Consider the following 14,780-nt stretch of genomic DNA (forward strand, 5'->3'; position numbering starts at 1 on the left):
TATTTTATCCTTTTCTTCTATTTCTAATCTACGGTAATTAAAGTAGACTATCCCTAAGCCAATTAATACTTAAAAGAAGCATGGGGTACGTGCTGTACCCATTACAATAAAAACACCCCTCCTTCAACTTATTAGTTAAAAGAGGGGCGCAGTATTTCAATTATTTTATTGGAGAGGGATTTCTCCTAAACACTTCGACTATAAAGTATTCAGCTCAGCTAAAAAAGCTGATAATTCTTCTGTTGATTGAAATTTAATTGGGTATCCATAATGAATGGGCTGCTTCCCGGTGTTCTTCCTTTTGGGAAATTGATTTAAAGCAGTACTATGATAATACTTACCTACTTTGTCTTTAAGCCATCCATTCTGTTCAACAGTTTTAGGATTTAAAACAATAGTAAGTTCTTTATTAGGCAACAAATAAACCACTTCTCTTGTTTCCATATTTTCATACTCATTGCCCTTAGTGGTTTCTTTCGTGACCTTAAAGTTATTTTCTTTTAATGCTTCGGCTCTCTTGTCCATTGATATGCCCCTCGCTTGCTGTATGGTTAATAATTTCAATCACCCGCTCATGAATGACTTTCCAACCTCTATCCAAATCGACTGTAAACCTTTTGTGCGAGCATAACGTCACCCTCTCTTCATTGCCATCTTCACCGATTATAAAGACAAATTTCCCAGTTACATACCCTGTAGCCAATTAGTTAACACTAGTATAATAAGGTTGCCATGTTTTCATAGTTCCCTGCCATTCTTCCGCTTGTATACTTTGCTTCAATTACCCAGACGAATGACGGGGTTTCTATTATAATATCAACCTCTGTTTTACCCTCTATTCCGGTATTTGGGGGAGGGGGAAGCTTTTTCCACAATGTAATAGAAGGCTTCATATTTTCATAAAGGATATCTGTACCAAAGGCTTGGCGAAACAGTATAGGAAGCCAGATTTGGGGATCCAACTGCCCGATAGACTTAAATACATTCCAAGTCATTGCATCTTCACTTTTTTCGCTGCTAATATTTTTTTGCTTTTTCTGTGCGTCAGGATGATGCCGGTCGATAATCAAATGATCCTTGTAGTCATCAAACTTGAACACACCAGTCTGTGAATAAGTTCCTTTTGGAGCAGTATCAGTTCTATTATGACTCAGTAACTCTATATCCTTTTTTAACCATATAATGGCCTCCTCGACACTCTTGATACCCAGCTCATTTTTTGAAGTCCACTTTCCTTTTGAATATAAAATAAAACTGGTCCCATTTGGATTGATATTTCCGATGACGTTTTTCCTCCTGCCACGCTTCCTGGTAATACACTCTCCATTAATCAATTCACTGTTCGGGTGCTTAACCAATCTGATTCCCTTTAATTGTGACAACTTTTCCAGCAAGATTTTATTATCCATCGTTCCACCCCACTTTGTTTAAATTCTGTTCTTTCAATGCTATTATTGTTACTTTATTTTTTAGTCCACTTATCCCATAATTCTTTCCAAACAGGGTTAAATTTCAACATCATAACCCAGCACATGGCCAACAGCATGATACTTGTATTGCCTGGCGTTAACCCGAATAAAAAGAATACAATTAGATAAGAGATTGTCATTCCAACAGTAAAAGCAATACTCAAAACAAAAAGGTAAAATAAAAATTGCATAAAAAAACCTCCATGAATTTGTTGTAATTACATAAAAGTAACCCCTTCTATAAAGGGATTACTTTCCTGATGACAATCTTCATGGAGATAAAAATAATATATGTAATTGTATTTATAATACCATGATATTCTATAGCTTAAAATAACTTATTCCCATTTTTTGAAAAATCCGCCGATTTCTTGTCTGAACTTTTCCCTTTTATCTTCAATCGATACATTTCAGGAGCCACATGCTCAATCACTCGATATTCCTCATGCCCCCCGAAGAATTATTCCCCCAGTCCCTATAGGAACCATCTCAGCAAGGTTAGTACCTGCGAATTTCCCAGAGTTCGGATTTCGCTCCTATTGCAGTTCTTTCATAACTTTTTCAGTAAACGTTATTTTATTTTTGGTGGATTGAGCATTTAATGGTTTAAACTAAAATTGTTTCTCTTTTTAAAAATAGGTCCGGTGATTATTAAACCGAACCTTATTTGGTTGTCACTGTCTTTTCTTACATTAGGTTTAATTTTACTCTATTAGCTTAACTGAACGGCTAAAAAGCTTTGTCTAGAACTTGGGAAGGTGCACTAAAGTCCCAATCTATGATACTTTTTCTATGAATTCCTTCATTTCATGCAAAATTTGTCTGTCAACCATTTCAAACCCTTTTAACATGGATTCATTCTTATCTATTTTCAATAGTAATGAATCATTTTGTATGATACTCAGATGGTCTACACTCCCCCTAAGTTTATTAACACCCTCTTCACTATATAAGGAGCGTTGCTTTCCTTCAAAAGTAAAAGGTACTGTTACAAAAGCCGCTGTAGGCAATTCTTTCTGTTGGGCTGCCTTCGCAATAACATGAGCAGCACCTGTTCCTGTACCTCCACCCATTCCTGCGACTAGTAATACTATTTCCGCTCCTACCAGGAGTTTTTCAATTGAATCTATATCCTCAACTGCTGCTTTTTCACCCAGAGTTGGATTCATGCGGGCTCCAATTCCCCTGCATACATTTTTTCCAATTAGAATTTTGGTTTCTGCCTTTGACATATCTATAGACTCATAGTCTGTATTCACAGCAATATATTCCACGTCCTGAATTGGATCACTAATCACCCTGTTTATAAAATTGTTTCCGCCCCCGCCAACGCCGAATATCTTAATGTTTCCTTTACTCACTAGAGAATGCCTCCTTTTTTTAATATTCTTTATTTAACTCTGATTCTAAACTAGTAGTATTCTTTAAAACTTTACCATACCTCTATATTTGGGTAATTTATTTCCTTTCCATTATCCATAAAAGTTATTGCCCTCACTGTAAAATAATCCTTTATGATATTCTTTAATTCTCTTTTCTTTTCTTCTAGTACATGGTCTTCACTTTCACTTATTTTATCTACTATTAGTTTAAGGGCATTTTGAGCTGGATAATTCTTATAGTTTAAATCATTAATACTAAAATTTACTTTTATATCTCCTAAAAACTCACCATCTTTGAAAAGACTTTTAACTTTATTATTTATTTCAAAGCGTAATTTATTTATTGTTGCATCGTAGCATTGTCCATAAGCCCCTTTTACTATATTTCCAATTTCAGGTGGTGTGTCAGCAAATTTATCTGCTTCATCGTTATATATTTCCAAAAGATTTCTCTCAATCACAGGAATATTCTTAAGTTGATCGATGGATAAATAGGCTATTGGTCTTCGTGTACTTTGGTGGTTAACCAATTGGTTTAATTCTGATACTCTTTTATTTAATTCCGAATAAACCTCATCAAAGCTAAATATAATAGGGCCTAATGCCTTTCCCTTTGTAACTGCTTCTGATATAGAAATCTTATATTCCATATAAAAACCTCCTAAGAAATGTTAAAGATTAATTTCCCTAAATCACTCTAATCTTTCAGTCGACAACTTTTTATCACATAATCTTAAAATTTGTAATATTTAATCTTTCCTTCTAAGAAGTGTTAACTATGTATGTTTAAATTAAAGGACGGTTCCTGTGGTTTTACTATAGAAGTCTACATAGGGTTATGCTGCGCATTTTTGATTCCGGATCATGTCCTGTTCATCTTCTCCGTAAGGCCTGTTAGTCCTATTGGTATTAATAATGTACGCTTTCCTCATATTCGCTCCCCCTAAAATAGACTCTATCTAACTATAAATTCTGTTTAGTAATTGGAAAATCCTTCATAAACAAACAAAAAAGAACAGCCGTCAAGACTGCTCTTCAAAGTGGGAAAACGCGACTTCCCGGTTTATTTTATTTAATTATATTGCAAAGATTTTCATATATATTTCCCCAAGTTTCATCCAGGTTTATTGTAACGACCTGCATCTGAATCCGCTCATCCCATTGAAATACTTCATTTACTTCTTTCCCGTTATAAGGATAGATTAGAACACCCTTAACTTTTAGGTTTGATGGCTGATGCATGAGGTAAGTGTAGAGCTGGTACATGTTGTGGCTGTGAAAGGTTGATTTCCCGTAATTCTCTTGGAATATGTTTTTATAAAACTTGGCATCGATAACAATTTTTTCGTTGCCGGTTTTGTGTGTTAAAGAAACATCGGTTTTCATTGATGGCAAGAGTGCCGGGTTGCCAATCAGGCGCCATTGCATAATTTCAGAAGATATCCGATACTCCCTTTGCTCTATTCGATAGAAATTAAATAGGAATTTCTCAAAGAGCTGGTTAAGGGATTTCTCATCGAGTTCTGCTGTAAACAAGGTCCAATTGCCTTGCTTATGTGATAGAAGGACAAATTCATGCAGAAGCCTGGCAATATGAATCATCCGTTTGTAGTGAATGGTGTGCCTGCCAAATTGCACTCTGTTAAAAATCCCCATCGTCAGTGCAGGAGTTTCTGTTTCAGCCATTGCCTCCATTAATACAAAGCTTTGTTTCCTAATTTCTTGGTTTATAAGGCGATTCAAACTGATTGCCTTTAACGTCGATTTCATTATTTGATTAGACAAGATATCTGGGGAGTAATAATCTTTTTCACATACAACAACAGGTTTTTTCGCAATGATATACGGCATGGATTGGTCCATCAGCATTCTTCCGCTCAAATTCTTCGTAGGTGCTACCCGGGAGACATAATTTCTGACCATTCGATGCTGAATCAACTCTTCTGCCTCTTTTAAAAACTGAGCGGCTATGAAATCATAGGTAATCATTTCTTCATCAATAGCGTTCATGCTTTTAATAAGTTCGGGCATGTCATTCGCATAACTAAGCAGGCAGAACAGATTCCGGATTGGTACCTTAAAGATTTCCTCCATCTTATATTCCTTCCAGCAGATCCCTGGCTACTTCAGGCCGGTCATAAAAATACTCTTCCAAAAGAGGCCTAATTTCAAACGTAATAATTCCTTCATACCAATCGTTTTCGTTCAGTTCAGCGGGTTTAGAAGAAAAGAACGAATGGCCAATGGCATAGCCGGCACCCAATTGATAATCCTCAACAATTTCATTGTTTATTTTCCGGACTGTATAAAGGATTCTATCTATCATTGTTTCAGATATCCCCTGACGGAAAAGTGAAAGCTTCCATTTTTCATTAAAGGCAGGCTCAAGGGATACAAAGGCAAAACGCCTCCGGAGGGCAACTTCAAGTTGTGCTAGTGACCGGTCTGCTGTATTCATGGTGCCAATCAGAAACACATTGGCGGGTACAGTAAATTTCTTTTTGGAATATCCCATTGTTACATATTCATCACGCTTATCACGTTCTATTAGCATGAACAATTCGCCGAAGATTTTGGACAAGTTGCCTCGATTGATTTCATCAATAATGAAATAATAGTTTTTGTCCGGGTTATCCAGAGCCAATTGGCAAAAATCATAAAATATCCCAGTTTGCAGAGAAAATCCTTTTTCATCCGGACGGAAACCCATGACGAAATCCTCATAAGCATAGTTTTGGTGAAATTGAACCATCTGTACTCTCGATTCATCCCTAACTCCCATAAGAGAATAAGCAAGCCGCTTTGAAACAAATGTTTTACCAACACCCGGAGGCCCTTGCAGGATGATGTTTTTCTTATAAAGAAGCAAATTGGCGATTGTATTGTATTTCTCCTCATACATAAAGACTTCACTTAAAAAGTCTTCTTTGGTATATTCTTCAATGGTCGGGACTACTTGAATTTCCTCGATAAGTTCCGCTAGAGCTTCCTTCAATTCAGGCTTCAGTATCCATTTAAACGTACTGTCTTCCAAGTACTCACCGTCAAATGGAACACACCAGTACCATGGATCTCCATTTTCCCTTTTTGGGACAGGAATACCGGTAGCAGTAATTATCCGTTTTGCCAAATATACAACTGGTGTATTAAAGGAGCTGAAGTGCTTATCCAATGCATCGGCCAGCTGTGTAGCGCTTGCTCCCCCACCTAACTCATACATTTTAAAAAGATATTCCAAATCGCTTTTCTTGATTACTGTTTCATCGCGGAGTAACTCCGCCCATCTTTCCACCGTTATTGGAATAGGAATGATATATTTTTTTCTTTTTTCACTATTCTCCTCAAGCTCATCTTCTGGTAATTGATTCTTATACTGATTCATTACAGAGCCCATATTGATACTAAATTCCTCATAAGTAAAAGATTCACTATCAGTGGTATATAATGAATCTTTACCCCTGTCTTGATGTTGGTCGCCGTACAAAAACCCATAACGAACTCCATTTTCATCAATTCTTACAAAGAATTGAGGTGCCGTCCTATGAGTAGCATGACCCTTTTCATACACTGCAAGCCAGGAATCAGGTCCGCCGAAGTTCTGGTTCCAGCTGAATCCATTTAGAGTTTTATCTTCAACAAACTCCAAACCGTGAGCCTCGTCCAATTGCCGGATAGCTTCATGGATTTTTCTCTGCTCTTCACTAACTTTCTTTTTCTTATCAAAATAGAAGATTTGAAAAAGTATGGTGAAATTGTTCCAAGCTTGTAAGATATTTGTTTCGTATCTTTGTTTTACGTCTTCCTTTATTTCCTCCATTTCTTCCAAAGAAATGTGTCCAGCGTCGATGATTTTGTCGATTACCTTATATTTAATTAAGTTGACCTTTTCGGAGTTGTGATACATTTTTCTCAACGTTTGGAGGTTTTCAAGGTCCAAAGCGGAAATAGCTTCAAGCATTCGTTCCGGGTGTTCTTTGTATAAAAAGAGCTCAACTGCAAGTTGATACAAATATTCAACAGCACTTTCCACTTTAATTTTATGATATTGGGTGCTACAGAAAAAAAAGTCCTGGATATCGAGCATAGTTAGTTCGGGATGATTAGTCCGAAGGTGTTCAAGGGCTATTTGACACAAAGTATAGTACGTTTCATAATTGCTTCCAACAGTTCCAAGCTTAAGTTCAATCCCATAACTTCTCTTTAAGTCAGTAAATACTTCCTGCTTATAGAGCGGATATTTTCCATAGTCAACTGCAGCTAATAGATAGCCAAACAACGGAGCTCCAAGCGAAATTTGTAGGTTAAATGCTTTCCCTGCCTCACGAAATGACTCTATCCGCTCTTCCAGGGATAAAGGAGATTCATATAACTGATTCCACAGTTCGGCTACTTCGGCTGGACGCTCATCAGCATACTTTACCAAATCGCCAGTATTGCTCCAATGAACAAAGCTCCCTGAGGAAGGATTCTCCTTTTGAATTTTCCTGGCAAGGTCAGTTACAGTCTCTTCAGTAATTTCCTGCCTATTCATAAATTCGTTCAAGCGTGACAGAATCTCAAGCTTATAGGATTCGTCATACTGATCGGTTTCTTTGAAGGCTAGATATTTTTTATAGGAAATATCCAGGTAATTGTCTTTAAGCAATGTTTTTTTCAATTCGTCATAATCCATAAAGAGGTCAACTCCTTATTCTGCATCAGTTATCGTGAGCCAAATTTGTATTGCTTCGTTATTGCCTAGGGCTTTAGAGGAATTATATAAATTAATCCTCTTAATCTTCCGAGTATTAATCTATTAGGTAATATCTAATAACCTTTGTTGAGCTCTTCCCGCTTGGCGTATCATAGATAATTTCATATCTGTAAATCCCAAGTGATTCCATTGCATTGCAAACTGGAGGCATCCTATTTACCAACCCCATTTGCTTATGAATATCACCGGACCGCAAATCAACATATTCCGCTCCTGCCTCTTTTGCTTGTTGCAAAATTTTTCTTATATAAACTCTGATTTTTTCGGTTAAACCGGAATTGCTCATTTTGAATGACTTTCTAGTTGAAAAGACTTCTTCCCCCTTGTTTAATTGGTTCATCAACGGTTGCTTCTTTACTGTTCCTACAACTCTCCCCTGCTCTTTCAACCATTTCCCAAAGCTCCATAAGGCATTATCGACCTTTTTACTATATTCCAAGTTTTGCTCCCGACCATTGATAAACGATTGAAAGAAACTCTGATATTCAATATAGGAATCAATATTCAAACTGCTGCTGGAAAAATGAATCTGCTGTGCTAGAAACGCTCGCTTAGCCCGCTCAACATGCTGGTCATAAAGTGGATATATTAAAGAATTCAAACAATGAAGTATAAAAGCTGGCATTACGATGGCATTTTCATGGTAGAGTTTGAATCTGCTTCGGAATTCTTCCACCTTGCTTTTATCAAAAGAACTAAGAGTGGTCACTTCCTTTGCCCATTTAAAAAACGCTTGTGAAACAAGAACTTCATAATGTTTCTCAACGTTATATGTATTTGGTTTGATTTGGGATAGGGAGTAACCTTTAGCTGCTACCTTTACCCCACCCGTGTCATCCCGTCTTACTTTGCCATCCTTCCAATAAAGCATAGCGATAATCGCTTCTCCTAGTTCTTTAGGGGTATTCGCATTTCTGATTTTATCTAGATGATAATAATAGTAATCCATCGGATATGTTTCAGAACGGAATTCTGAACTCCAAGAGTCTATAAACAATTCCATTTCTAACACTCCCTTTCAAAATGATGTGACTACTTTTTAATCTTCTTGCTTTTTCCTTAATTCATCTAGTCCTTTCCAGAAAACCCAGCCATTTTGGGAAACACCGGAACAAAGTTCAGCAGGTGCGCTTGGACTAGTATATTCAACATCATCTATGAGTTTGGCAGTGGTTTCATCGATTTTAATAGCTTTACCGGCCTCAATGAGCTGTTTGTATTTTTTTAACGCCCTTTTATAAAATGCACCTTCATTACTCCACTCTTTTGTTCGTTCTTCAGGCATTTTTATTTCAGAGTTTGCCAAAAGAATATACTTACCATCACGTAATGCAATAGATGCATTAAATAGGGGTTTCGCTTCAAATATTTCATTATGTAACTCTTCTTCCTCTCTATCAGCAGAGGCTGGATTAAAAGAAATACCCATGGCTTCCAATAGAAATTGGATTTGCAGAGCAAAGGATGTCAGGGTTGACTTATTAAAGACGTTTACATTTGGCGCTACTGTACGTAAATCACGATTTTCAAGGCTGTACTGAGTACTAGAAAATGCTTGAATAAAATAATACTCCAAATAATCAATGCTTAACTTATCGAAACTATTATTATCCGTTACAAAAAGAATTCCATATTGCCAGAAATCCTTTTCTCTCAAATGAGACTTGATTCGGTTAATTCCATTTACGGACTGTCCTATATAAACACTAGCTTCATCGGCTTCTGAGAAAAGAAAATAAACAGCATGGTTATTTGCATAATCAAGCATTTCAACTTTGTTGAGTTGGCTTTTAGTAAAATAGAACCCCCTAATTTGGCTCGTTGGATCTTGAAAAATCTTTAAAGAAGACGCATGATTTGCGTCGGGGAAATATAGCATTAAAGTACGATCGTTCATCGTTAGTCTCCTCTTTTAGTACATATATTTATGTGTGAAAATTGTGCTAATTATATTTATAGTTTACCATCTACTGAATCTAATTAGGAGAATAAGGAATGGAACACTAAATCTATCTCATTACTATCTAGTAGATCTAGGAGTTATTTATCAGTAAACCTTCTTTTGGGACAAAATTGCCTAAAGGAGAATTCAGCGTTTAATAGTCAAAATACTACAAAACCTCTCATTGATAGCGTTTTCACTGTGTGTATATAATTAACCTGAATCAATATTTAGGAGGGAATTGTATTGAGGAAGATTAGTAAGGTTTTATGTACCTCGGTTTTGATTGGTAGTTTAATGGCTGCATCAGTACCTGCTTTTGCTGAGACAAAAGAAAATCCATCTCAGCAAGCCTTTGACAACAAGATTGTGAAACGGATTGATGTAGAAAAGATTTATAGTAATGTTTCGTATTTGGCAGAAACGATAGGCCCGCGGGTGGCTGGTACCGCAAAAGAAAATCAGACCGTAGAGTACATATCTGCTCAATTTAAGCAATTTGGCTATGATAATGTGGATATTCAGCCATTTCAATTTGTAACAGGATATAAAAGTCCTACTGCCACCTCTTTTAAAGTAGATGGAACCAGTTATCAAGTAACCCACTTTGGCTACTCCCAAAATACCCCGAATGGCGGTTTGACCGGTGATTTAGTTTATGTTGGCCTCGGAAGTGCTGAAGAGGTGGCCGGTAAGGATTTATCCGGAAAAATCGCTTTGGTCCATCGCGGTGGCGGTATACCATTTGCAACAAAAATGATGAATGCTAAAAATGCAGGGGCCAGTGGAATCGTCATCATCAATAACGTAGCGGGGTTACCTCCAACCAATCTATCAGCTACTGATACCAACCTTCCAACTTTATATATGACTAAAACAGAGGGGGATGCATTGGTTTCCTCGCTTGAACAGGCCCCATTAAAGGGTACGATGCAGATTGAAGGTGCGGAGTTTATCAAGGCCACTTCCCATAACGTGGTTGCTACAAAGAAACCACAAGCCAATAAAGATACAAAACAAATTATCATGGTTGGGGCCCACCATGATTCGGTAGCAGCTGGTACTGGTGCAAGTGATAACGCATCCGGCACATCAATAGTACTAGAGTTAGCAAGAGTACTAGCTAATACCCCTACCGATACTGAAATTAGGTTTATTACCTTCGGAGCCGAGGAAAGAGGGTTACTGGGATCCTACCATTATACAAGTCAACTTTCCAAGGATGAAATTAACCGGACAGTAGCCATGTTTAACATGGACATGGTTGGCAGCAAAAATGCCGGCAATTTTGCCATGTTTACAGTAGATGGCAAGCCAAATACCGTTACAACATTAGGAAACTCTGCTGGAACCAGATTATACGAAGCCATCCAATATAATCAAGTCGGACGGAGCGACCACCAGCCGTTTACGGAGGCCGGAATTCCTGCAGCTGTATTTACCTATGCACCTCTTGAACCAGAGTACCATTCCCCTGGAGACAAGATTGAGCTAATCAGCAAAGAGAAATTACTAAAAACCGCTCAAGTACTAGGCGCCGCCATTTATCAGGCAGCACGCCCAGATACACCAGCTCTTGAACGTTCGAAAGTCGCCCCTGTCCCTATTGAAGCAGAATTTGGAGAAGATTTGCACCTTTAAGAAACAAATATTAAATAAGGCTGCTGCTCACTCTAGAACAGCAGCCTTATCTGTTATCCCTCGGAACTATTCCCTCAGGCATTTAGAACCGTAATTCCATAACGTACTAATTTGTAAAATTAAATCGATAAATATTTATTGATGCTAAATATATGATCTCAGCTACTACAAATTACTTTTAAATCAATACCCGTCGTTTCTTTAATATAATTCTCAGTAACACCGAGTAAGTTTAAAATATCATTATTAACATTCTTTTTGGAAATACTAGGTTGGACAATGAATATCTCATATGACATAGGCATTCTTTTTTTTGCTTTATCTTTAAGGATTTCTAATTCTTGTTCTGTTCCCTTCACAATACGACTGCATGAAGATTGGTTATGATGTTTTATCTTTCTTCTCAAGAGATGATTAAAAAATTCTTTTCCATCTTTGTATTTCCATTGGGTTGATTTTTGAGCTTGCCCACAAACCTGGTATAGATTATCTATATCATTAGAAACATTTCCACCTTTAGCATACTTTAGGTGATACATTTGAATCTTTATGATGTTACCCTCTTCCTTTATAGTTAGAACATCGGAAATTTCTCCTTTACCATCATCATCATAAATAATATGGTAGTCTTCTAATTTTAGCTTCTCAATAAATTGATATTGTATTGAATCAGTTCTTAAAGGTTTAACCTGCTGTGATTCTTTTGCAATATCTGTTTGTGACCAATCATATGGTATTAGTAGCTCTCGGTCATATAAATTTATTACGTGTTTTAAATGTACATATTCATTTCCAGTAAGAGCTGAACCATCGGCAAACCAAATAGTAGGTTTATATGTTTCTAAAAATTGAACCAATGAATATATTTTTGTTCCATAATGTACTTCAACCTTTTCATCTGACAAAAGTTCAAATTTAAAATCTGCATATAATACGTCAGACTCTGTACCTTTAAAGACTGTATATTTAATTGGAATCGTAAAGATATCTGATTTCAAGGCTATGTTTATCTCTGATCCTATATTATATTTTTCAATTGAAAGCTCTACTTCACCCAAGTTACGTTTAGAGGATTTTCCATATTTAAACTCACATTTAGTTTCAGCTTCTCTATAAACCTCATAATCCCAATCAACACTTATTGGGACCGTCTTTGGCATTTCAGAAATCATAGTTGGAACAAGGCATTCCTTTAGAACTTCGTTTGAATCAATATTTGGATTTATTAATTTCTCTCCCACATTAATACACCAAGCTTTAAGGTGTTTTATGTTACCTTGTAGCTTTGTCCAGATTCTCCCCTTGTAAGCGCAACCAATATTTACGGGGTTTCCATCTTCATAGCCGGCACCTACTATATACGCTTTCTGACTGCGTTGTTTTTCAGTTAATGGCAATGCTTCACCGATATCACTACCTACACTCATTCGATATCGTATATCTTTTCCAAGGAATAGTTTTAATCCAACATTTTGCAACTTAATACGCTTAATATTATGTAAGGCCTTAAAAACATCCATTTGATTAATTAAAACTGAATTTGGTACTACAGTTTCAGCTAAGTCTTTATATAAACTTTCATTATCTGAACTATTGATAAAGAGTAGTCTATGCTTAGGTTCCCAAATGAGAATTAATAAACTCCATGTTAAGTTGAAGGCATTTTTGTCACTAAGCCAATCTAATTTATTTCTTTTCGCATAAACGATAACAGCTACATTCTCACTTTCATTTAGGTCGAAGAAGGTATATTCAAGATTAGGATTTTCCAAATACTGGTCCTTCAAGACTTTTGGGTTCCATTTGTTTGTTTTGCTTTTATAAACTACTGTACTTAATTTAGGTTTAATGTTTTGAAAGGAGAAGCTGGATGAATTTAAGTTGTTAAAACCTTCTAGAAACTCTTTGTAATTCACTTCACTTTCAATACTCTCATTACTATAGTTAGATAACAGTTCATTCCAGTCAGCATCGCTACTATATAAATATTCTAGCGACCCTGATACATTTAAGTCCGCAATGTTTGCAATAAATGCTGCATTACCTAATTTTCTATCATGTTTAGTTCTTGTAAATCTCCCCGTAAATTGTAATGTAATAGGTAAGCTTTTTTTTATGTCGTGGAGTGCTGCTACCTTTAATTCAGGTAGATCAAATCCTTCTCCTAGCATATCGACACACACAATAATTCGATGTTTCTTTTGTTTAATGTCTTCTAGAATTACTTTTTCATTCTTAATATTTGAATAAATAATTACTGGATTTAAGTATTTATATTTTGTATATATTTGAAACACAGATTCAGCTCTATTTTTATTTTCACATCGAGCCATTAAGATATGCGGTAACCCTTTTTTAATATCAACTTCAAGTCTCTTGACAGCTTCCTCAGCAATCATAAAATCCGCTTTCTGACTATTATATTCTTTCACAGGTATAAATTCGATTTTGGTAAAGTACCCATCCTTTTGTGCTTCACTTAGGGGGAAATTAAATATTATTTTACCGTCTAAATTTTTACCATCGTTTCTAAATGGTGTGGCGGTAAACTGAATTACTTTTCTATTATCAAAACTTTTCCGAAAAGAATCCCATGTCCTTGCTTTAACATGATGAGCCTCATCTATAAACACATTAGTACACTTTTTTGAAAACAACTCTTTCATTTCTTGATTTATTGATGTTAGTAACTGCATTGTAGTAACAATAACATTACAATTATCAAGGAATATTTCTAACTCTTCTAGTTCCCTAAAACCTTCATAAATAATGCCGACTTTAGGATATTTTGCGCTATTCCCTACTATCTCAAAATCTTTTAAAAGACCTAATGTTATAAACTTGTCAGAGGTTTGAGTTCTTAATGCAGCACTTGGTACTGTTACCAATAATCGTTCACATTGAGCTGCAATCATAGTTGACATCATGGTTTCTGTCTTGCCTGTACCAGTTGGCATTACAACTGTGGCAATTTCTTTGGAGACTTTCAGGTGACTAAGAATAGAATATAAAGCAGCAATTTGCGGTCTTCTTAAGCCTTTAATTTCTTCGTCATAAATTTCTTCTTTAAAATTGAATTGGTTCCGCCAACTTTTTAAAATATCTTCGTTAGAATCTATACTTTCATCTTCTGGATGTTTCAGCCATTGCATAACTTCAATGTTCTGAATTATACTTTCGGATAGGTTTATCTTATTTATAAGTAATATATTTGGTACAGTATCATCTACATACTTTTTATCAGTAGTGAAACAATAGAGGTTACCTTCACTTTGTATTGAAAAATATTTTTCATTAGCAAATAGTATATCTCCTTCAATTGTTTTTTCTTTGCAAATAATTTGTTTAATAATATTTTTGTTTCCTGGTTTCTTATAAATAGCCTTTTTGTAAGCAGGAAGATTTACTTTCATAATTCACTACTCCAGTTCGTAATGAAATTAATACTACATTCATTTTACCAAAAATTTCAATTTAAAACGACGAAATATTATGATTCATTTCAATATTTTGGTCATCTGGTCATTTATGGTTAATAGAATGGCGGCTCTCTGAAGAAACATCTGTAGGCACATTAGGTGACTTATCAAAAA

Annotated in this window: 12 protein-coding genes; 1 reads left to right on the forward strand and 11 read right to left on the reverse strand. The window is 35.9% G+C overall.

Annotation, left to right across the window (positions count from 1 at the left end):
• Positions 1–198: 198 nt before the first annotated feature.
• The 10 genes from A8F94_RS15505 to A8F94_RS15545 all read right to left on the reverse strand — a co-directional run bounded on the left by A8F94_RS15505 (position 199) and on the right by A8F94_RS15545 (position 9,501).
• Positions 199–525, reverse strand: coding sequence for a hypothetical protein (locus A8F94_RS15505; RefSeq protein WP_066202229.1), 327 nt, complete (start codon positions 523–525; stop codon positions 199–201).
• Complete coding sequence (locus tag A8F94_RS25820; RefSeq protein ID WP_175384438.1) at positions 491–703, reverse strand: hypothetical protein; 213 nt, start codon at positions 701–703, stop codon at positions 491–493. Before A8F94_RS25820 ends, A8F94_RS15505 begins: the two co-directional genes overlap by 35 nt.
• Before the next feature lie 10 nt (positions 704–713).
• Positions 714–1,409 carry a nuclease-related domain-containing protein gene (locus A8F94_RS15510; protein WP_066202231.1) on the reverse strand — a complete coding sequence of 232 codons (696 nt, stop codon included), beginning with the start codon at positions 1,407–1,409 and terminating at the stop codon, positions 714–716.
• Positions 1,410–1,462: 53 nt separating this feature from the next.
• Complete coding sequence (locus A8F94_RS15515; RefSeq protein WP_066202232.1) at positions 1,463–1,660, reverse strand: hypothetical protein; 198 nt, start codon at positions 1,658–1,660, stop codon at positions 1,463–1,465.
• Positions 1,661–2,245: 585 nt separating this feature from the next.
• Entirely contained in the window at positions 2,246–2,830 is a 585-nt protein-coding gene (locus tag A8F94_RS15520; RefSeq protein WP_066202234.1) for a hypothetical protein, read from the reverse strand.
• A 71-nt stretch (positions 2,831–2,901) separates the two neighbouring features.
• On the reverse strand, positions 2,902–3,501 hold the full coding sequence (locus tag A8F94_RS15525; protein WP_066202236.1) for a hypothetical protein: 600 nt from the start codon (positions 3,499–3,501) through the stop codon (positions 2,902–2,904).
• A 418-nt stretch (positions 3,502–3,919) separates the two neighbouring features.
• Positions 3,920–4,945, reverse strand: a complete 1,026-nt coding sequence (locus A8F94_RS15530; RefSeq protein WP_066202238.1) for a 5-methylcytosine restriction system specificity protein McrC — start codon at positions 4,943–4,945, stop codon at positions 3,920–3,922.
• Position 4,946: 1 nt separating this feature from the next.
• Positions 4,947–7,523 (reverse strand): AAA family ATPase, encoded by a 2,577-nt coding sequence (locus A8F94_RS15535; RefSeq protein ID WP_066202240.1) that lies wholly within the window; start codon positions 7,521–7,523, stop codon positions 4,947–4,949.
• Between the two features lie 115 nt (positions 7,524–7,638).
• On the reverse strand, positions 7,639–8,607 hold the full coding sequence (locus A8F94_RS15540; RefSeq protein WP_066202241.1) for a hypothetical protein: 969 nt from the start codon (positions 8,605–8,607) through the stop codon (positions 7,639–7,641).
• A 36-nt stretch (positions 8,608–8,643) separates the two neighbouring features.
• Positions 8,644–9,501 (reverse strand): GIY-YIG nuclease family protein, encoded by an 858-nt coding sequence (locus A8F94_RS15545; RefSeq protein WP_066202243.1) that lies wholly within the window; start codon positions 9,499–9,501, stop codon positions 8,644–8,646.
• Between the two features lie 291 nt (positions 9,502–9,792).
• On the opposite strand from A8F94_RS15545, the gene A8F94_RS15550 reads away from it, so the two are divergent.
• Positions 9,793–11,187, forward strand: a complete 1,395-nt coding sequence (locus A8F94_RS15550) for a DUF4910 domain-containing protein (protein ID WP_254660869.1) — start codon at positions 9,793–9,795, stop codon at positions 11,185–11,187.
• A gap of 158 nt (positions 11,188–11,345) precedes the next feature.
• On the opposite strand, the gene A8F94_RS15555 is transcribed toward A8F94_RS15550, so the two are convergent.
• Positions 11,346–14,600, reverse strand: a complete 3,255-nt coding sequence (locus A8F94_RS15555) for a DEAD/DEAH box helicase (protein ID WP_066202245.1) — start codon at positions 14,598–14,600, stop codon at positions 11,346–11,348.
• Positions 14,601–14,780 lie beyond the last annotated feature (180 nt).

The organism is Bacillus sp. FJAT-27225, assembly GCF_001685025.1.
GTDB lineage: Bacteria > Bacillota > Bacilli > Bacillales > Cytobacillaceae > Bacillus_D.

Excerpts from the sequence above, each read along its gene's own strand:
- A8F94_RS15505 (WP_066202229.1), bottom strand. The coding sequence starts at position 525 with ATGGACAAGAGAGCCGAAGCATTAAAAGAAAATAACTTTAAGGTCACG.
- A8F94_RS15510 (WP_066202231.1), bottom strand. The coding sequence starts at position 1,409 with ATGGATAATAAAATCTTGCTGGAAAAGTTGTCACAATTAAAGGGAATC.
- A8F94_RS15515 (WP_066202232.1), bottom strand. The coding sequence starts at position 1,660 with ATGCAATTTTTATTTTACCTTTTTGTTTTGAGTATTGCTTTTACTGTT.
- A8F94_RS15525 (WP_066202236.1), bottom strand. The coding sequence starts at position 3,501 with ATGGAATATAAGATTTCTATATCAGAAGCAGTTACAAAGGGAAAGGCA.
- A8F94_RS15530 (WP_066202238.1), bottom strand. The coding sequence starts at position 4,945 with ATGGAGGAAATCTTTAAGGTACCAATCCGGAATCTGTTCTGCCTGCTT.
- A8F94_RS15535 (WP_066202240.1), bottom strand. The coding sequence starts at position 7,523 with ATGGATTATGACGAATTGAAAAAAACATTGCTTAAAGACAATTACCTG.
- A8F94_RS15540 (WP_066202241.1), bottom strand. The coding sequence starts at position 8,607 with ATGGAATTGTTTATAGACTCTTGGAGTTCAGAATTCCGTTCTGAAACA.
- A8F94_RS15545 (WP_066202243.1), bottom strand. The coding sequence starts at position 9,501 with ATGAACGATCGTACTTTAATGCTATATTTCCCCGACGCAAATCATGCG.
- A8F94_RS15555 (WP_066202245.1), bottom strand. The coding sequence starts at position 14,600 with ATGAAAGTAAATCTTCCTGCTTACAAAAAGGCTATTTATAAGAAACCA.